This window comes from Vibrio sp. K4, assembly GCF_051122595.1.
GTDB lineage: Bacteria > Pseudomonadota > Gammaproteobacteria > Enterobacterales > Vibrionaceae > Vibrio > Vibrio owensii.
This window is the reverse complement of the sequence record NZ_CP178577.1, coordinates 2,098,150-2,115,956: the sequence shown is the minus strand read 5'-3', so window position 1 is coordinate 2,115,956 and position 17,807 is coordinate 2,098,150. Positions and strand designations below refer to the sequence as shown.

Sequence of the window (17,807 nt, the reverse complement as noted above, 5' to 3'; positions counted from 1 at the left end):
ACCGATAGTTACCAGTAACATGTTACCGGTAACTTGGTTGTTGTGTTCGATTTCGTTGATTCTCATTTGAAGGTTCGCAGCAAGAAAACAACCTCCCTACAGGTTGATGAATAATAATTGGAGTGAGAAAGATGGCGAAAGATTACGGCATCATTGCTCGTTCAGTACTAGAGAAGCTGGGCGGTGCAGAAAACGTAGTGGCACTAACACACTGCATGACGCGATTGCGTTTTGTATTAAGCGATGAAAGTAAGATAGATGCAGAAGCACTGAAGGGCATCAAAGGTGTGATGGGCGTGGTTCACAACGGTGACAAATGTCAGGTCATCATTGGCAATAACGTCTCTTATGCGTACAAAGAAGTGATGGCGTTGTGCAACCTTTCTTCATCAGAATCGAGTGAACCAGAGAAAAAGGTCAAGCTTACTCCAAAAGTGATTGGCGCAAAGATCCTTGATGCATTAGTCGGCACGATGTCGCCACTGATTCCAGCGATCATCGGTGGCTCAATGGTGAAGCTGCTGGCTATGGTTCTTAAGATGACAGGCTTGCTTGATGATGATTCTTCAACACTGATCATCCTCAATGCGATTGGCGACGGTGCGTTCTTCTTCCTACCCGTTATGGTTGCCGCGTCTGCTTCAATTAAGTTCAAAACCAACATGTCCCTCTCCATCGCGATTGCGGGCGTGTTGATTCACCCGAACTTCATGGAGTTGATGGCGCAAGCGGCTGATGGTAAGCACGTTGACTTCTTCAGCATTCCAATTACTTCGGTGAAATACACTTACACCGTTATTCCTGTGTTGGTGATGACTTGGGCGCTGTCTTACATCGAACGTTGGGTTGATAGCATCACACCTGCAGTGACGAAGAACTTCCTAAAACCGATGCTGATCGTATTGATTGCAGCACCGCTAGCCATTGTTTTGATTGGTCCACTAGGTATTTGGATTGGTACTGCGCTTTCAGCATTGGTTTACACCATTCACAGCACACTAGGTTGGTTGTCGGTCGCGATCATGGGCGCACTTTGGCCACTATTGGTTCTGACAGGTATGCACCGCGTATTTACACCTACCATCATTCAAACCATTGCTGAAACTGGCCGTGAAGGCATGGTTATGCCATCGGAAATTGGTGCCAACATCGGCATGGGTGGCGCTTGTCTTGCGGTTGCATGGAAAACTAAAAACCGCGAACTGAAACAAACCGCGAGTGCAGCGGGTGCGTCTGCTATTTTTGCGGGTATCTCAGAGCCTGCGCTTTACGGCGTGCTTGTTCGTCTGAAACGACCACTTATCGCGACCATGATCACTGGTTTCATCGTGGGTGCACTTGCTGGCATGGCAGGGCTGGCGAGTCACTCAATGGCAGCGCCGAGCTTGTTCACTAGTGTGCAGTTCTTTGATGTGAACGACCCGATGAGTATCGCTTGGGTATTTGGTCTGATTGCACTGTCGATTGTGCTTTCTTTCGCTCTGACTTTAATCCTTGGGTTTGAAGACATCCCGAACGATGAAGACGAAGAGGGCGAAGCTATCGCAAACAAAGACGTCGCAAATAAAGAAAAAGCCGAAGAACAAGAAACGGTGTTAGAGCCTGCAAAACCAGCTTCCGCATAACCAAGATTTGAATAATGGATAGAGCCGCCTTTGCTGGTGGCTCTATGTTAAGAGGTAAATAAGATGTCTAAATCTGTGTTTCCAGAAAACTTCCTATGGGGTGGGGCAATCGCAGCAAACCAATCAGAGGGTGGATACCGAGAAGGTGGCAAAGGGCTGACGACTGTGGATATGATCCCTTATGGTGAGAACCGAATGCCAATCAAACTCGGCCTTGTCGATTCGGTGGAATTGAGTGAAGAAGAGTTCTACCCAAGCCATCAGGCCATCGATTTTTATCACCGTTATAAAGAAGACATCGCGCTTCTAGCCGAGATGGGTTTTAAGACCTTTCGCATGTCGATCGCATGGAGTCGAATCTTCCCGAAAGGCGATGAACTCGAGCCAAACCAAGCAGGCATTGATTTCTACCGCAGCGTATTTGAAGAGTGCCACAAGTATGGTATTGAGCCGCTTGTCACGCTGTGCCATTTCGATGTGCCAATGCATCTAGTGAACGAGTATAGCTCTTGGCGAAACCGTAAGATGATCGGCTTTTTTGAACGCTACGCAAGAACCTGTTTTGAAGCTTTTGATGGGCTAGTGAAGTACTGGCTGACGTTCAATGAAATCAACATCCTTCTGCATAGCCCATTCTCAGGTGCGGGTTTGTTGTTCCAAGAGGGTGAAAACCGCGATCAAGTAAAATACCAAGCTGCGCACCATGAGCTTGTTGCAAGCGCCTTGGTGACTAAGATTGCTCATGAGATCAATCCAGAAAACCAAGTAGGTTGCATGCTGGCGGGTGGTAACTTCTACCCATACAGCTGTAAGCCGGAAGATGTGTTCACCGCGATGCAAAAAGATCGTGAGAACTTATTCTTTATTGATGTTCAATCTCGTGGCTACTACCCATCTTACGCACAGAAAGTGTTTGATGAAAAAGGCGTGAAGCTGGAGATTCTTGAAGAAGATTACGAGACGCTGAAAAACACGGTCGATTTCATCTCATTCAGTTACTACGCCTCACGTTGTGCATCAGCAGAGATGAATGCCAATAACACCAGTGAAGCCAACGTCGTGAAGTCGATTAGGAACCCGCATTTGCCTGCCAGCGATTGGGGGTGGGTGATTGACCCGCTTGGCCTGCGTATTACTATGAACACCCTTTATGATCGCTACCAAAAGCCATTGTTCTTAGTAGAAAACGGTCTGGGCGCGAAAGATGTGCCGGATGAAAATGGCGAGGTACAAGATGATTACCGCATTGACTACCTGCGCCAACACGTAGAAGCCATGGCCGATGCGATTACCGATGGCGTTCCGCTGATGGGCTTTACACCATGGGGTTGTATCGATTTGGTTGCGGCATCAACGGGTGAGATGAGTAAGCGCTATGGCTTTATCTACGTGGACAGAGACAACCTAGGCAACGGTACGTTAAACCGCACACCGAAGAAGTCTTTCCATTGGTATAAGCGTGTCATTGCGTCTAACGGTGCAGATCTTTAATCAAACAGAAACACGCCCTTATCTTAAATGCCTTTCCAAAGAGGGAAGGCTAAGTTGTGAGGGCGTTTTTTGACAAATCTACTCGATAAGGTGAGCAATACCCTTTACCATAACGGCAAATTCATAACTCGTAATTACTTATGTCTCTACCTCCTTGCCCAAACTGTAACTCAGAATACGTTTACCCAGACCAAGACCATCTTGTTTGCCCAGAGTGTGCCTATGAGTGGAACCCGACTCAGGCGGCAGATGAAGATGCCGTAAACGTGAAAGATGCCAACGGCACGTTGCTGCAAGAAGGTGATAAGGTCACGTTAGCGAAAGACCTAAAAGTAAAAGGCAGTTCGCTGGTACTTAAGATCGGTACCAAAGCGGTGATTCGTCGCATTAAAGACGGCAAAGATCATCAGCTAGATTGCAAAGTTGATGGCGCTGGCGAGATGATGGTGACGGCGCAGTTTGTGAAGAAGGCGTAATACCTGCATTGGAATATCGCTTTCAGAAACAATAAAAAACAGCTCACTAGGAGCTGTTTTTTGTTTTAGGGCGCTTAAGCTAAATCTCGCTGGAATATTTCTGGAGCTAACTCCACCGCTTCGCACATGGCGGGAATATCTAGCAGCGTGATATGACTTTCGCACTCAGAAATAAAACCATCGTTTTTCAGTTTTTTGAACGTTCTAGAAAGCGTCTCTGGCGTCATCCCTAGCTGTGTTGCAAGCAGCTTTTTTGTCACGGGTAACGTGATTTTCCCTTCGTTTCTTGATTGAGCGCGATAGAAGTCAGCCAATTTCATCACCAGTCTTTGGTTCGCGTTTACTTGCGTCAAAATGTTCACGGTATCCATCAGCTGGTGGATGCGATTGGTCATGTAGTTCATGACTTTTAATGAAGTTTGTGGAGATTGCGTAAACACCGTTAACACATCTTGGTAATGGAACACAGACAACTCCGTATCCTGATCGACACGGGCACTCATCGGATAGGTTCTTGGAGACATAAACATCGCCATTTCCGCAATCATTTCTCCCGCCATAAACACCCGAAACAGCTTTTCGTCGCCGTTTGGCATCAAACGAAACAGCGAGACTTTTCCTCTCTCTACCAAATACATATTTTCCGCAGGTTCCCCACGTTCAAACAGTTGATGTCCTGCATCGCAATGCAAAGGCGAGCGTTTTGAAAAGAGTTGCGTTTTTTCTTCTTCGTTAAGTAGCGAAACAATAGAGCCGGGCACGCTGTTTTCCTTAGCTTGATAATTATCAAGCAGCAAATTCGGAATTGGGGGATAAGATACAAATAATAATCATTATTGATTGATGTGCCAACTTATCCAACCTGAGAAAGGAGAACAGTTATGGACGGTATTAGCCACGTATTTCGATGGGTTGCCTTGTGCGGTCTGGTCGTTCTTTTTGTTCCCGTCGTCATCTTTGCATAGGAGTCATTATGTCTAAACGATTAGCGATGCCCAATGAAGGGCGAGAAGTGACAAAAACACCGGGACACTGGGTACTCGCTCAACTGGGTAAGAAAGTACTGCGTCCTGGTGGCAAAGAGCTAACACAAAAAATGCTGCAAGGGTTGGCAATTACCAGTGATGACCGCGTTGTCGAATTCGCGCCCGGTATGGGTTACACGGCACGTTTGTGCTTGGAAAAATCCCCTGCAAGCTACACCGCTATCGAACAAAATGAGCAGGCAGCGGAGATTGTTCGCTCTTACTTACACGGTTCAAACCAACGTTGTCATGTCGGGAATGCACAAGAGACAGGGTTAGAGCCAGAATGCGCTTCTGTGGTTTATGGCGAAGCTATGCTGACGATGCAATCCGATGCGCGTAAAAACGAAATTATTGCTGAGGCTGCTCGAATCCTCGCGACTCATGGTCGTTACGGTATCCATGAGTTATGCATTACGCCAGATACTATCGATGAAGATAAAAAGCGCGCGATTCAAAGAGAAGTTTCCGAGACCATTCAACACCCCGCCAAACCCATCACACCCGCAGAGTGGAAATCTCTGATGGAAGAAAATGGTTTTGTCGTTGAATTTGAAGCCGTTGCTCCAATGCATTTACTCGAACCAAAACGCGTTATCGCCGATGAAGGCTTGAGTGGGTTCTTAAAAATCGTGAAAAACGTACTGACTAAACCGCAAGCGAGAAAGCGTGTGTTAGGCATGCGTAAGATTTTCCGTAAGCACGAAAAGAACCTATCTGCGATAACGCTTGTCGCAAGAAAGAAGGAAAGCTAAATCATGTTTGAATACACTTTATATGAAGATCTCGCCAGCGAAGTGGATATCCCCAAAGCAGGTATCACGAGTTGCCCTGTGTACAAAAGTGAGCGTTTGCGAGGTGTTATCTTCGGGTTCGCTGAAGGTGAAGAAATGAGTGAACATACTGCAGCAGTACCAGCGATTGCACAAATACTCGAAGGAGAATGTACGTTCACGTTAGAAGAAGAGGCGAAGGAACTAAAAGCTGGCGCTTGGTTGCTAATGGACGCACATTTGCCTCACAGCATTATCGCAAAAACGCCATTGAAGCTGATGCTGTACCTGTTGCGAGAGCCCAAGTAACACGCAGTATTGAAATACAAATCAATATAAATTCAGCCCCAACCAAGTGTTGGGGCTTTTGCGTTTTTTGCTGTTGGTACTTATCTGACGAAGTTCTGCAATCCTGCCACGCTGGCAAAGTTATAGAGAATAAAACCCGATGCCACCATAGTAACTGCCAAAACAAGGTTAAGCGTATCGCTCAAGTTGGCATTAGGTTTGGCGCTGTGGTTTTTCATTTGGCGTTGAATCGTTAAAGCGTTGAACACCAATATCGAGTTGGTCATTGCCGTTCCTAAAGCCATCACGAATGTCGCGACCATGCCCCACATTAAGTTGCCTAGCATGTTAGAGAGAAACAGGACCAGCACCGCACCGGTACAAGGGCGGAAGCCGATAAGCAGTAGTGCTTTCCATGAAATATTGCCGTTAGACTCTGCGGAATCATCATCTTCTTGAGAGGGTGTTTGTTTGATGCGGCGTTTAACCACCGACGCAAATTCTTTCAACGCCAATAAGATAATAAACACCGCACAACCTTGCGTCAGCAGACGAACATTATCGGAAAGGCTGAAAGCAAACTGCTCTGCAATCTTAGCGGTAATCACGAAAAGAATGCACGCGCTTGCGGCTTGCAGGGCGGCAATAATCACGACCAATACAAGCGCTTGTCGACGACGGTAGCCATGAATCAGGCTCATTGATGTCACTGCCGTTTTACCGTGCCCAGGGGCAACTGAATGCAACAAACCATACAGAAAGCTAAAACCCAACAAGTACCAACCGTACAACAGTTGCCCTTGGCTGATGAGCATCAGGTATTCACTGAGCGAGTTTACCGTGTCACGTTGAAGCCGAATCAACTGCATCCAGTAAGCAGGGAAGTGATTCCAAATATGCAGAGTAATGGCTAACAGCACCACGCTAAACACAGCGAACAGGGCACGTTTGAAGGCTAACGAGTTTCCCATTAGCTCTCCTCCGGATCACAGGTGAAGAGGGCTTTTTGGGTAAAAAGCTGACCGAGTTCGTTATCTGGGTCTGCATCAACAGAGAGTGACATCGCGTAAGTCACTTGCTCAGGCGTTGGGTTTGGTTCAACCACGTCGATATGACAACGATCTGCATAAGGCTTATTGATGGTGATGGCATGTTTGTGTTCCCAACTCATATCTACGAAGTAACTCGGGTCAAAGATAAGCAGGCGTAGATCAGGTGTGTAGATACTGGTGGGCTTAGCGAGTTCAAGGTTGAACTTCAATGTTGCTTTTGCGCCATTCATCTCGATAGACCCTTCTTCCACCATCTTGTAGCGAATCGGTTCATCGTCGGCATAAAAGTAGGTGAAGTAATGGCTAGATAGAAGGTTGTAAATCACCTGACTAGAGAGTGTCGAAAGTACTTCATCTCGATTTTCGTCGGTGAGTTTCTCTCCCGCGAGCATGTAAGCCGTGGTCATGGCGTCAAACTCCCAGTTCATTGAGAGCGATTGAATCTTATCTTCTTTGATATTGATTTTGGTTTCCATCGTCACCCAAGAATGAGGGTGGGCGTGGACAAAACAAGAAAACAGCAGTGAGAGAGCAGTAAGAGTTAGGCGTAATCTAGAAAGAGAAAACGATCCAAAAATGGACATCCGATTACCTATGTGTGAAGCAATATGAAAAGTGGAAATTGTTATAACATAACATTTTGGTGATTTGAACGCGGTTCATTTCTTATCACTAAATTTTATAAGAATTTGCCTGTTTGAGGAGAAGAGGGCGAGGTTTGATGAATATGTATCGAAAGTAAGATTAATTCTCATTATTTTTCAAACTTAGGGTGTTAACTTGATCTAGATAAAGATTTAGCACGCAATGCGGTGTTACATTTCGCCCCATCATCATCACTGGATGTGGAATTTGAACTACTTTTCTCGCTTTACCCACAATGCGCTGTTAATGCTCGCACTGCTCATGCTGCCTGTTGGCTTGAGTACGCTGTCGATCGTGCACGATTTGGAAATGGAGCCAGAAACGCATCTTCAACATCAGTGCGAAATCTATGACGCGATTCAAACGGCTGTTCACAGCAGCGATTTTGAATTGCCTGTCATCAACCAAACCCCAGAATATCATCATACAATTCTGACCGAGGCGCATCTCAATGTTTATGAGCTGCCACGTACTCGGTCGCCTCCTCACGCGTAATTGCGTGCTCATTTCCTATCAGCTTTAAACTTCTGTTCGTCTGCCGTAGTTGCGAGATTGCGGGACTTAACGCCTGTTGTTTTCAGCATGTTTTCTGGTGACTGTGCCAGATACGCCCACGAGCACAACTAAATATTTTTCTATCTAAATCATTGTCTTATTTTTTATGAGCCAATGAACATCAGTTTGATGCCATTAAGGGCTTGATGATTATTGCCCTTATTGTAGTATTAATATAATTAAAGATAATAATTATCATTAACATTTAAAGGTTTTGTTTATGCCGTCTAAAAAACTGATCGCCGCGGTTGCGGTAGCTGCTTCTGCCATTCTTCCCATTCAAAGTGCTTTCGCAGAAGAGAGCACACTGACGTTTGCCAATTACCGCGACATTCGCGACCTTAACCCGCATCTTTATGGCGGTGAGATTTTTGCGCAAAACCTGATCTTCGAAGGTTTGGTTCACCTTGGTGACAACGGCGTTCTTGAACCTTGGTTAGCAACCAGCTGGAGCACATCAGAAGACGGCAAAACCTACACATTTAAGCTGCGCGATGACGTCACTTTTTCTGATGGAACAAAGTTTGACGCTAACGTCGTGAAGGCAAACTTTGATGCATTGCTAGATAATGCAAACCGCCACACTTGGCTTGAGTCAATTCGCCTAATGGTTGAAGTCGAGAAGTCTGGTAAAGAGAGTGTTCGCGTGGTTGACAACAACACCATCGAAGTTGAATTTGCTGAATCCTACTACCCATTCCTTGTTGAGCTTGGTGTGACACGCCCGTTCCGTTTCCTTTCTCCAAAATGTTTCAAAGACGGTACAACCAAAGATGGCACTAATTGCTACGTCGGTACGGGTAGCTATGTCCTAACGGACAACTTAGTAGATCAACGTGCAACGTTTGAACGCAACGAAAACTACTGGGGTGAAAAGCCTCAGGTTGACAAGATCATCGCGAAAGTGATTCCAGACAACCAATCGCGCCTGTTGTCACTACGCAGTGGCGAAGTAGACATGGTTTACGGTTTGCAGCTGATCAGTGCTCAATCATTCAAACAGTTTGAAAAAGATCCACGTTTTGGCACTAACCTGTCAGATCCGGTTTCTACACGTATGCTGATTCTGAACTCAGCGAGTGAAAGCCTGAGTGATACACGTGTTCGCCAAGCGTTAAGCCATCTAACCAACAAAGCGATCATTGCTGAGCGCATTATGCTAGGTCTTGAAAAACCAGCAGACACGCTATTGGCGCAAAACGTACCTTACGCAAACATCGAGCTGACGCCATACCAATATGACGTTGCTCAAGCAGAAAAACTGCTGGATGAAGCGGGTTGGAAGAAAGACGGCAAAGTGCGCAAGCTTAACGGTAAGCCTTTTGAAATCACGCTTTCTTACGACAGCGACAAAGTGGTTGAGCGTACTATCGCGCAATACCTACAAAGTGAATGGTCAAAAGTGGGTTTGAAAATGAACCTTGTTGGTGAAGAAGAACAGGCACACCGTGACCGTTTGAAACAAGGTAACTTTGACCTATCGTTCAACATCTCTTGGGGTACGCCTTACGATCCTCAATCGTTCCTAGGTGGTATGCGTAAACCGGTTTACGGCGATTATGCAGCGCAGCAGGGCATTCCTGAAAAAGCAGAAATCGATAAGAACATCCTTGAAGCACTAGAAGCGATTGATGAAACAGAGCGTCAAGCGCACTACACCTACGTATTGAAAACACTGCACGAGCAAGCGATCTACATCCCGATCAGCTACGAGCAAAACCGTGCGATTTTCAACAAACGTGTAGAAGGTGTGGGCTTTAACCCATCTCAATTTGAGATTCCTTTGCAACGTATGTCTGTTAAGTAATCTCACCAGTCGGTGGACAAAACACTGACTCAAAGTATCACGACTGACACTCTGAATTGGGTGTCAGTCTTTTTACTTTTCTAACTAAAACGTAGAGAAAGTATCTGCATGGCGAAATACATAATCAAGCGGCTACTGAGTGCAAGCGTGACACTTTTCTTTGTCTCCTTTATCGCTTTTGCCTTGGTCAATATCATTCCCGCTGATCCTGCCGAAGTTGCATTGCGTGTTAACGACACGACGCCAAGCCCAGAGGCGATTGAAGAAATTCGCCAAGAGCTTGGTTTAGATAAACCGTTTTTGGTGCGTTACGCTAATTGGCTGGTGACATCACTACAAGGTGACTTTGGTGTGTCTTACACCAACACCAACCGCCTTGTGTCTGAAGAATTGGCGCGCAGCTTCCCTTACACCTTAAAGCTTGCAGGGTTGTCGTTGATTTTGCTGGTGTGCGTGAGTATTCCGATGGGCGTGCTCAGTGCTGTGTATAAAGATCACTGGTTTGATCGCATTGTGAGAGTGTTTATCTTCGCCAGCACAGCGATGCCAAACTTCTGGCTCGCGTTTATTCTGATTTGGTTCTTCTCAATTTACATGTACTGGCTGCCAAGCAGCGGGGCATCGACCTTCAGTCATTTTATTCTGCCATCGATTACGTTGTGTATGGCGTATGTGGCAACGTACATTCGTCTGATCCGCAACTCGATGTTGGATTCGATGAATCATAACTACGTGGTTTATGCGCGAGCGCGTGGCATTCCCGAATATCGCGTGGTGTGGAAACATCTTCTTAAGAACTCGCTGCAAACCTCTATGACAGCTTTTGGTATTGGTATCGTGCGATTGATCGCGGGAACCGTAGTTATCGAAAGCATCTTCGCCATTCCGGGCTTAGGGCGTCTTGCACTCGCAGCAATCTTCAATCGAGATTACCCAATCATTCAAGCTTACATCTTGGTGATGGGTAGCTTGTTCGTGGTATCGAACTTACTGATCGATATCTTACATACGGTGGTGGATCCTCGCCTGAAATCAGGAGGTAAGAACCAATGATGCAACGTCTCTTTAGCAACAAAACCGTTGTCGCTTGTTTGTTTATTCTTACCGTGATTTGTTTGATGGGGGTATTTGCACCTTATCTTGCGCCGCACGATCCAAACTTAGCCGACGTAATTAACACCTTGATGCCAATGTCGGCGGAATACCCGCTGGGCACAGACCATTTAGGGCGTTGTATTTACTCACGTCTTCTTTTTGGTATTCGCACCACGCTTTACTACTCCTTGTTGACCATGGTGATCACCGCTTTGGTCGGTGGCTTTATTGGTGTCGTTTCTGGTTACGTGCGTGGCAAAGTTGATGCTCTGATCATGCGCGGTTGTGAGGTCATGCTGTCTTTTCCTTATAAAATCATCGTGCTAAGCATCGTCGGCATCATGGGGCCGGGCATCACCAACATCATCGTGGCGAACTTCATTGCCAAGATTGCATGGTATGTACGCATCGTGCGTAGCTCGGTGATCGCGTTTAATCATCAGAACTACATCATGTATTCGCGCACGGTAAAAACACCGCAAAGCTTTATCTTCCGTAAGCACTTGGCTCCGAATATTGCTGCTGAGGTCATCATTCTCGCTACCTTGGACTTGGGGTGGATCATCCTAAGTATTTCGACCCTGTCTTTCTTGGGGTTGGGCATTCAACCGCCGACACCGGAGTGGGGCGCAATGCTTAGTGATGCTAAAGAGGTGCTTTTCTCTAACCCTGAACAAATGTTGATTCCGGGCGCGGCGATTATGGTGGTGGTAGCGTGTTGTAACTTGCTCGGTGACTCACTGCGCGATGTGTTAGACCCAAGAACGGAGCAACGATGATGTTAGAAGTGAAGAATCTTGCTGTTACATTGGAGAAACCTACTCATCGTGAATTGGTTTCTGATGTCAGCTTCACGCTGAAAGAAGATCAATGCTTGGGCATTTTAGGTGAGTCAGGCAGTGGCAAAAGCTTGACTTGTAATGCGATTAACGGCTTGTTGGGCGAGCACTTTACCATCTCTGGTGAGGCTATTTTTGAGGGCGAAGATTTATTCTCGATGCCGCAAAAGCAGCGCCGCCAAATGCGTGGCGAAAAAATCTCGATGATCATGCAAAGCCCAATGACGGCGTTCAACCCGCTGTTCACGATTGGCAACCAAGCCGTCGAGACGATTAAACAGCACTCAGCGATGAGCAGTAAAGACGCGACCGAGTTATTCTGCGATGTGCTCACCCGAGTTAACTTAAAATCGGTGCAATCTTTATTGAAGAAATACCCGCACGAGCTGAGTGGCGGCATGCTGCAACGCATCATGGTAGCGCTGGCTTTGGTGTTAAAACCTAAGCTGGTTATTGCCGATGAGCCAACCACGGCGATCGATTACATCTCACAACGAGAGGTCATCAAAGAGCTGCAATTTGTGCGAGAGCAGTTTGGCACTAGCCTGATTTTCGTCAGTCACGATTTAAGTTTGGTTTCGCATATTGCCGATAACGTGATGGTGATGAATCAAGGCAAGGTCGTGGAATATGGCGACACCAAGCAAGTGTTTACCAACCCACAAAGCGAGCACACACGTTATTTGGTTGATACCCGTATGGCGTTGATTAATCGTTTTAAATCCGTGATGGAGAGTGCCTAATGTTGATTGATGTTCGAAAAGTCACTAAGGCTTTCAAAAACGATGACAGTTGGTTGTTCCCACGCTATCAGCATGTTCTCAATGGTGTGTCGATCACCGTAAATGAAGGCGAATGTGTCGGTATCGTTGGCGAATCAGGCAGCGGAAAAAGCACTTTGGGCAAAGTTGTTTTAGGCTTGGAATCTGCCGATAGTGGTGAGGTGGTACTAGGTGAAGCGATTGCTAGCTTACCGACACACAAAGCCATCAGTGTGGTCTTTCAAGATTACAACACCTCGGTGAATCCACGCTTAACCGTGCGTGAAATCATTAATGAACCGCTGATTACTGAAGCAATGAGTAAAGCGCAGCGCGAAGCCTTGTTAGTTCAATTGCTCGAAGAAGTGGGGCTAAAAGCAGAAATGCTGGAGCGTTACCCGCATCAATTGAGTGGCGGTCAATTGCAGCGCGTTTGTATTGCGCGTGCAGTCGCACCGAACCCTAAATTCATCCTGCTTGATGAAGCGGTAAGCTCGCTTGATGTGTCGGTTCAGGTACAGATCCTCGACTTGCTACAAAAGCTCAAACAAGAGCGCAATATTTCATACCTGTTTATCACTCACGATATTGCGGTAGCGAGTTTCTTGTGTGATCGTCTGATGTTTTTCAAAGGCGGTCAGATTGTTGAACGCGTTGATGATATGCGTAATCTCAAGCACGTACGCGACCCATATACGAAAGAACTGCTAGAAGCCGCTGGCTACCTAGAAATCCCATTTGAAACTGAGTTTAACCAAGAATGAATCTGACTCATAAAGACTATTTTAAAATCGCATTTCCTTTCATCGTTTCTACTGTTACCCAACCATTATTGGGGGCGGTGGACACCGCGGTGATCGGTAAACTCGGTGTGGCTGAGATGATTGGTGGTGTGGCGATCGGCACCGTCATCATGAATACCTTGTATTGGCTGTTTGGCTTTTTCCGCGTCAGTACTACCGGGCAAAGTGCAATTGCATTAGGTAAAAATAGCCCAGAAGATCAAGCGAGCAGCTTATTCCGCCCTTTCGTGCTTTCGCTCTGCCTTGGCTTGATTTTCATTGCGTTGCAGTCCGTGATTTGGTTGGGGGCAGAGCTGATTATCTCCCCTGATGCCGTCGTGGCAGAAAACGCGAAGATTTACTTCGATATCATGATCTTTGGTGCGCCGTTTGTGCTGCTGAACTACACCGTGATTGGTTGGTTGATGGGGCAGGCGAAAGCCAAAGAAACCTTGTTCACGCAAGTGTTTGGTAACGTTCTGAACATCGTGCTGGATATCGTATTTGTGTTGTACTTCGATATGGGCATTGCTGGTGTTGCGGTGGCGACACTTATTGCGCAAATCTCGACGTTTGTTATTGGTGCGGTGCTGGTGTTGAAAACCTGTCGCTTCCCACTGTTTGATTACATTCAAACAGCGAAAATGACGCGTAAAGATCTTAAAGTTATCGCGTCTTCCAATATGGATCTGCTGCTTCGTACTGTGTGTCTATTGGTATTCTTCAACATGATGGCGCGTGTAGGCTCTCAGCTTGGTTCTGATGTGCTCGCGGCGAACGCAATCTTGATGCAAGTAACCTTCATCGTTAGCTATATGTTTGATGGTGTGGCGAACGCGTCGAGCGTCTTTGCAGGTAAAGCGGTAGGGCAGAAGAATCCGACATTGCTTGATAACGTGATTAAGCTAAACACGCAATGGACCGCGGCGTTCGTTGTTGTATTGACCTTGTTGTTGGTACTGTTCAAACACCAATTAGTGTCGTTATTTACCACTTTGCCAAACCTTGTTGAGCTGTATCTAGACATGAGCCCTTGGTTATTGGCATTCCCGTTGGTTGCTGGTTTTGGTCTGACGTTTTACGGCATCTTTACTGGCACAGGGACGACGCGACCAGTTCGTAACTCTACCTTCCTAACCATGGTGTTGTTCTTAGTGACTCAATTTATTGCGGTGCAATATTGGGGTAACCACGGTTTGTGGCTGGCATTCACTTTGTTCTACGTTGGGCGCTTTGTCTTCTTGTTCCCATACCTCGATCAAGTCAAACAAAAGTGTCAGTAATTCACGCTTTTACAATCGGTTTTATTTCAATTTTTTATCGCAAGGGCGGAGCCATCTGCCCTTGCTGATAAAAGCGTGAAAAAGGTGATGAAATAACCCCTCTGAGTTGTTTTCTTGCTCAGACCTGCGTGATATTATCGTTATGTTATATTGTTACATTTAGTTTGATGTCGTGATTTCTCAACCAATACTCTCCGTTAATAATCTCAGCCTTACAGACTCAGAACGCACACTCTTCAAAGACATTTCTTTTGAGCTGTTTCAAGGTGAAGTTCTTGCCATTATGGGACCTTCCGGCATTGGTAAATCCATGTTGTCGAAAGCCGTCGCAGGTTTTTTGCCGTCTGATATTTGGGTAGACGGAAGTATCCAGCTTAACAGCACTGAAGTCGCACAAACTGCCATGCTGCAACGCAGTCAATCACAGCGTCCCGCGGTCATTTTCCAAGATGCACTTAAAGCGCTGAATCCATTGGCGTCTGTTGAACAACAACTGTGTTTGGCATTGACGGGCAACAAAACACGCTTGTCTTCAGCAAACCGAGACACGGTGACGACCTTGTTGTCTCAACTCGGATTTGCGGATCCAAAAGCAGCATTGGCGCAGCATCCGAGCCAGCTATCTGGTGGTCAGCGCCAGCGTATTTGTATTGCGATTGCGTTGCTTGGTAGTGCCAACTTGATCATCGCAGATGAGCCCACCAGTGCGCTCGATCCAATCACCGAAGCGGAGATCCTTGAGTTGTTCCGCAGCAGTGTTCAGCAACGCAACATCAGTGGTTTGTTGATCACGCACGATCTGTCTGCGGCTTTGGCATGTGACAAAGTCTTGGTGATTGCGGACAACACCATGGTGGCTTATGGCGCACCGTGGCAAGCCATTCAGCAAAGTTCGCATCCTTTCTGCCAACAACTTGCGCAACTGCTGCCTTAACCTCATCTCTGGAGCCTATTTTGACTAAGCACAACTTGAGCGGGCACACGCAGCCTAAATCGGCGGAAGTTCGCTTTGAGCAAGCCAGTGTTAACTATTACTCCAAACCAAGTTGGTTGGGGGGCAAACCGTTTAAAGCGCTCGAACAATTGGATCTTTCCATCGACACAAAGAACATTGCGATTGTTGGTCCTTCTGGTGCGGGTAAATCGACTTTGATTGAGCTTCTGTTTGGTCTTCGTAAACCCACATCTGGTGAAGTGTATGTGTGTGGTTATCCGTTATCGCGTAGCTCGGCTAAGCTGCGACAAGAGTTGTGTCAGCACATTCAGCTGATCCCACAAGAGCCGCAATCGAGCTTGAATCCGTACTACACCGTTCGCCAGATCTTACTGGAGCCGCTAAGCAACATTGGTTTGACGCAAGAGCTCAACGAGAAAGTGGAAAAGGTCTTGGCGGATGTCGGTTTGGATCTCTCATTGTTGGATCGTAACCCGCAGCAATTATCAGTTGGGCAAGCGCAACGTGTGGCTATCGCCAGAGCGTTGATTGTCGAGCCTTGCGTGTTGGTTGCCGATGAGCCAACCAGCAGCCTAGATCCCGTCAGTCGTAAACAGATTCTCGACTTGTTGGCAGGCATCCAAAAGAGTCGTCAGATGCGCCTAATTTTGGTGACACATGACCTCGATGCGGCACAAACCCTATGCGATGAAATCCTAGTGTTAGACAAAGGACGCGTTGTCGAGCACGGCACAGCACAAAACGTGACAAATAACCCATCACACTTGATCACGAGAGCCTTGATGAGCGCTCAACACAAAAGTAATGAATTCACAAAAACCATTGGAGAGGTTTCTTATGCACCTTAGTACTCCCAAGTTAGCTTTGTCGCTGGCTTTAAGCGCACTGCTGACGGGTTGTTTTGACTCTGGCGAAAGCAAGCCAGAAGCGGAAAAAGCAACTGCACCGCAAGCGACGGAAATTCGCGTTGCCATGATGCAACCACCACGCACAGGTTTGTCGCCACTTTCAGATGACGCGTTCAAACTGTCACGTTGGAGCACGGCAGAAACGCTGGTGAACCTAAACGATCAGTCGGTAGCAGAGCCTATGCTGGCAACAGAGTGGGAACAAGTTGACCCGATGACGTGGCAATTTAAGGTACGTAAAGGCGTGAAATTCCACGATGGTTCTGAGCTTGATGCCAACGCGGTCGTGAACTCTCTGCAAAAAGCATTAGATGCCGCACCTAAACCACGCATCTTGGACGGTATCGAATGGCAAGTTCGCGCATTGGACGACTTCACTGTTGAAATCAAAACGACCTTTAACGATCCACTGTTGCCAAGCCGTCTTTCTAGCCCACAGCTAGCGATCCTTTCTGGTGCTGCATATCAAGAAAACGGTCGTGTTGTGCCAATCAATGCGGGTACGGGTCCATTCGTTCTGACAGAAATCAACGGGACAACCAGCGCGAAACTGAAGCGTTTTGACGGTTACTGGGGCGAAAAAGCAAAAGTAGACAGTATCTTTGCTGAATACGTACCAAACGGTTTTGCTCGTGCTGCTGCACTACGTACCGGTGAGGCGGATGTAGTTGAAGCCGTTCCTGTTTCGCAAATCGCGATGATGGAATCTTCACAACTGCATGAAGTTGCAATGCCACGTACCAACACGCTTTACCTAAACAATAAATCAGATGTGTTTAGCCAGTTCGGTTTGCGTAAAGCAGCGGCTCAAGCGGTTAACCGTGAACAAATCATCAAAACGGTTTACGAGAACCACGCCGATTCAGCAAAAGGTTTGTTAGGTCCTGCATTGGCATGGGCTCAACCAATTCGTGATGCGAACCCTCGTATGGAAACCATGGAAATGCGCCACGCGAACGGTGAGAAGATCACCATCGGTACATTTACCGACCGTGCTGAGTTGCCAGAAGTAGCGGTGCTGCTAAAGCAACAACTTGAAGCGGCTGGCTTTGTGGTTGAGCTAGACGTTCGTGAGTACGCACAAATCGAAAACGATGCACTAGCAGGTAAGTTCGATGCGTTCTTGTTGTCACGTGCAACAGTGCTGGATTCTGGTGACCCAGTGGCGTACATGCAAAGTGACTTTAGCTGTAAAGGTTCTTACAACCTAGGACAGTTCTGTTCTGAAGAGGTGGACGCAGCATTGAAACACGCTGATCGTCAACCATTGGGTGAGAAACGCCAACAAGCGATCATCGAAGCAGAAAGCAAAATCCTTGAGCAATACGCTGTGATTCCACTGCTTCACGAGCGTGTAATCCAAGGTGAGAGTGACCGCGTGAAGAATGCACAACGTGACCCACGTGAGCGTCGCCTGATCGACCAGTTTACTGAGGTGAACTAACTC

At 46.8% G+C, this 17,807-nt stretch carries 18 protein-coding genes; 15 read left to right on the top strand and 3 right to left on the bottom strand.

The genetic code is table 11. The features are described from left to right. The first annotated feature begins 131 nt into the window (after nucleotides 1-131). The 3 genes from ascF (at nucleotide 132) to ACLIIY_RS09465 (ending at nucleotide 3,592) form a co-directional block, all read left to right on the top strand. The gene (gene ascF / locus ACLIIY_RS09475; protein ID WP_045413890.1) at nucleotides 132-1,625 is read left to right on the top strand and encodes a PTS cellobiose/arbutin/salicin transporter subunit IIBC; all 1,494 of its coding nucleotides are present in this window, start codon (nucleotides 132-134) and stop codon (nucleotides 1,623-1,625) included. A 63-nt stretch (nucleotides 1,626-1,688) separates the two neighbouring features. Next, a complete protein-coding gene (locus ACLIIY_RS09470; protein ID WP_434527513.1) occupies nucleotides 1,689-3,116 on the top strand; it encodes a 6-phospho-beta-glucosidase in 1,428 nt (475 codons plus the stop codon). A gap of 140 nt (nucleotides 3,117-3,256) precedes the next feature. Then, nucleotides 3,257-3,592, top strand: coding sequence for a zinc ribbon domain-containing protein YjdM (locus ACLIIY_RS09465; protein WP_005426222.1), 336 nt, complete (start codon nucleotides 3,257-3,259; stop codon nucleotides 3,590-3,592). A gap of 74 nt (nucleotides 3,593-3,666) precedes the next feature. On the opposite strand, the gene ACLIIY_RS09460 is transcribed toward ACLIIY_RS09465, so the two are convergent. Further along, nucleotides 3,667-4,353, bottom strand: a complete 687-nt coding sequence (locus ACLIIY_RS09460; protein ID WP_434527512.1) for a Crp/Fnr family transcriptional regulator — start codon at nucleotides 4,351-4,353, stop codon at nucleotides 3,667-3,669. Nucleotides 4,354-4,565: 212 nt separating this feature from the next. Here ACLIIY_RS09460 and ACLIIY_RS09455 point away from each other — a divergent pair, with 212 nt between their 5' ends. Next, nucleotides 4,566-5,372 carry a class I SAM-dependent methyltransferase gene (locus ACLIIY_RS09455; protein WP_434527511.1) on the top strand — a complete coding sequence of 269 codons (807 nt, stop codon included), beginning with the start codon at nucleotides 4,566-4,568 and terminating at the stop codon, nucleotides 5,370-5,372. 3 nt (nucleotides 5,373-5,375) lie between these two features. Next, the gene (locus ACLIIY_RS09450) at nucleotides 5,376-5,699 is read left to right on the top strand and encodes a cupin domain-containing protein (RefSeq protein ID WP_009698239.1); all 324 of its coding nucleotides are present in this window, start codon (nucleotides 5,376-5,378) and stop codon (nucleotides 5,697-5,699) included. A gap of 80 nt (nucleotides 5,700-5,779) precedes the next feature. Here ACLIIY_RS09450 and ACLIIY_RS09445 read toward each other — a convergent pair whose 3' ends face one another. Further along, nucleotides 5,780-6,649 (bottom strand): nickel/cobalt transporter, encoded by an 870-nt coding sequence (locus tag ACLIIY_RS09445; RefSeq protein ID WP_434527510.1) that lies wholly within the window; start codon nucleotides 6,647-6,649, stop codon nucleotides 5,780-5,782. Continuing rightward, nucleotides 6,649-7,314 (bottom strand): DUF1007 family protein, encoded by a 666-nt coding sequence (locus ACLIIY_RS09440; protein WP_434527509.1) that lies wholly within the window; start codon nucleotides 7,312-7,314, stop codon nucleotides 6,649-6,651. The genes ACLIIY_RS09445 and ACLIIY_RS09440 overlap by 1 nt, the downstream gene beginning before the upstream one ends. Nucleotides 7,315-7,582: 268 nt before the next feature. Here ACLIIY_RS09440 and ACLIIY_RS09435 point away from each other — a divergent pair, with 268 nt between their 5' ends. The 10 genes from ACLIIY_RS09435 to ACLIIY_RS09390 all read left to right on the top strand — a co-directional run bounded on the left by ACLIIY_RS09435 (nucleotide 7,583) and on the right by ACLIIY_RS09390 (nucleotide 17,804). Then, the gene (locus tag ACLIIY_RS09435; RefSeq protein ID WP_434527508.1) at nucleotides 7,583-7,870 is read left to right on the top strand and encodes a DUF2607 family protein; all 288 of its coding nucleotides are present in this window, start codon (nucleotides 7,583-7,585) and stop codon (nucleotides 7,868-7,870) included. A 280-nt stretch (nucleotides 7,871-8,150) separates the two neighbouring features. Further along, nucleotides 8,151-9,737, top strand: coding sequence for a nickel ABC transporter substrate-binding protein (gene nikA / locus ACLIIY_RS09430; protein WP_434527507.1), 1,587 nt, complete (start codon nucleotides 8,151-8,153; stop codon nucleotides 9,735-9,737). Between the two features lie 108 nt (nucleotides 9,738-9,845). Continuing rightward, on the top strand, nucleotides 9,846-10,790 hold the full coding sequence (opp1B, locus tag ACLIIY_RS09425; RefSeq protein WP_434527506.1) for a nickel/cobalt ABC transporter permease: 945 nt from the start codon (nucleotides 9,846-9,848) through the stop codon (nucleotides 10,788-10,790). Further along, nucleotides 10,787-11,611 (top strand): nickel/cobalt ABC transporter permease, encoded by an 825-nt coding sequence (opp1C, locus tag ACLIIY_RS09420; protein WP_434527505.1) that lies wholly within the window; start codon nucleotides 10,787-10,789, stop codon nucleotides 11,609-11,611. Before opp1B ends, opp1C begins: the two co-directional genes overlap by 4 nt. Next, on the top strand, nucleotides 11,608-12,414 hold the full coding sequence (locus ACLIIY_RS09415; RefSeq protein ID WP_434527504.1) for an ABC transporter ATP-binding protein: 807 nt from the start codon (nucleotides 11,608-11,610) through the stop codon (nucleotides 12,412-12,414). Before opp1C ends, ACLIIY_RS09415 begins: the two co-directional genes overlap by 4 nt. Continuing rightward, on the top strand, nucleotides 12,414-13,196 hold the full coding sequence (locus ACLIIY_RS09410; RefSeq protein ID WP_434527503.1) for an ABC transporter ATP-binding protein: 783 nt from the start codon (nucleotides 12,414-12,416) through the stop codon (nucleotides 13,194-13,196). The genes ACLIIY_RS09415 and ACLIIY_RS09410 overlap by 1 nt, the downstream gene beginning before the upstream one ends. Beyond that, a complete protein-coding gene (locus tag ACLIIY_RS09405) occupies nucleotides 13,193-14,497 on the top strand; it encodes an MATE family efflux transporter (RefSeq protein ID WP_434527502.1) in 1,305 nt (434 codons plus the stop codon). The genes ACLIIY_RS09410 and ACLIIY_RS09405 overlap by 4 nt, the downstream gene beginning before the upstream one ends. A gap of 172 nt (nucleotides 14,498-14,669) precedes the next feature. After that, on the top strand, nucleotides 14,670-15,431 hold the full coding sequence (locus ACLIIY_RS09400) for an ATP-binding cassette domain-containing protein (protein ID WP_434527501.1): 762 nt from the start codon (nucleotides 14,670-14,672) through the stop codon (nucleotides 15,429-15,431). Nucleotides 15,432-15,451: 20 nt separating this feature from the next. Continuing rightward, entirely contained in the window at nucleotides 15,452-16,300 is an 849-nt protein-coding gene (locus ACLIIY_RS09395; protein WP_434527500.1) for an ABC transporter ATP-binding protein, read from the top strand. Continuing rightward, the gene (locus ACLIIY_RS09390) at nucleotides 16,290-17,804 is read left to right on the top strand and encodes an ABC transporter substrate-binding protein (protein WP_434527499.1); all 1,515 of its coding nucleotides are present in this window, start codon (nucleotides 16,290-16,292) and stop codon (nucleotides 17,802-17,804) included. Before ACLIIY_RS09395 ends, ACLIIY_RS09390 begins: the two co-directional genes overlap by 11 nt. The last annotated feature ends 3 nt before the right edge of the window (nucleotides 17,805-17,807 follow it).

Coding starts and splice junctions, on each gene's coding strand:
- ACLIIY_RS09410 (WP_434527503.1), top strand. CDS start 12,414: ATGTTGATTGATGTTCGAAAAGTCACTAAGGCTTTCAAAAACGATGAC.
- ACLIIY_RS09445 (WP_434527510.1), bottom strand. CDS start 6,649: ATGGGAAACTCGTTAGCCTTCAAACGTGCCCTGTTCGCTGTGTTTAGC.
- ACLIIY_RS09450 (WP_009698239.1), top strand. CDS start 5,376: ATGTTTGAATACACTTTATATGAAGATCTCGCCAGCGAAGTGGATATC.
- ACLIIY_RS09470 (WP_434527513.1), top strand. CDS start 1,689: ATGTCTAAATCTGTGTTTCCAGAAAACTTCCTATGGGGTGGGGCAATC.
- ACLIIY_RS09465 (WP_005426222.1), top strand. CDS start 3,257: ATGTCTCTACCTCCTTGCCCAAACTGTAACTCAGAATACGTTTACCCA.
- opp1B (WP_434527506.1), top strand. CDS start 9,846: ATGGCGAAATACATAATCAAGCGGCTACTGAGTGCAAGCGTGACACTT.
- ascF (WP_045413890.1), top strand. CDS start 132: ATGGCGAAAGATTACGGCATCATTGCTCGTTCAGTACTAGAGAAGCTG.
- nikA (WP_434527507.1), top strand. CDS start 8,151: ATGCCGTCTAAAAAACTGATCGCCGCGGTTGCGGTAGCTGCTTCTGCC.
- ACLIIY_RS09415 (WP_434527504.1), top strand. CDS start 11,608: ATGATGTTAGAAGTGAAGAATCTTGCTGTTACATTGGAGAAACCTACT.
- ACLIIY_RS09405 (WP_434527502.1), top strand. CDS start 13,193: ATGAATCTGACTCATAAAGACTATTTTAAAATCGCATTTCCTTTCATC.
- ACLIIY_RS09440 (WP_434527509.1), bottom strand. CDS start 7,314: ATGTCCATTTTTGGATCGTTTTCTCTTTCTAGATTACGCCTAACTCTT.
- ACLIIY_RS09455 (WP_434527511.1), top strand. CDS start 4,566: ATGTCTAAACGATTAGCGATGCCCAATGAAGGGCGAGAAGTGACAAAA.
- opp1C (WP_434527505.1), top strand. CDS start 10,787: ATGATGCAACGTCTCTTTAGCAACAAAACCGTTGTCGCTTGTTTGTTT.
- ACLIIY_RS09390 (WP_434527499.1), top strand. CDS start 16,290: ATGCACCTTAGTACTCCCAAGTTAGCTTTGTCGCTGGCTTTAAGCGCA.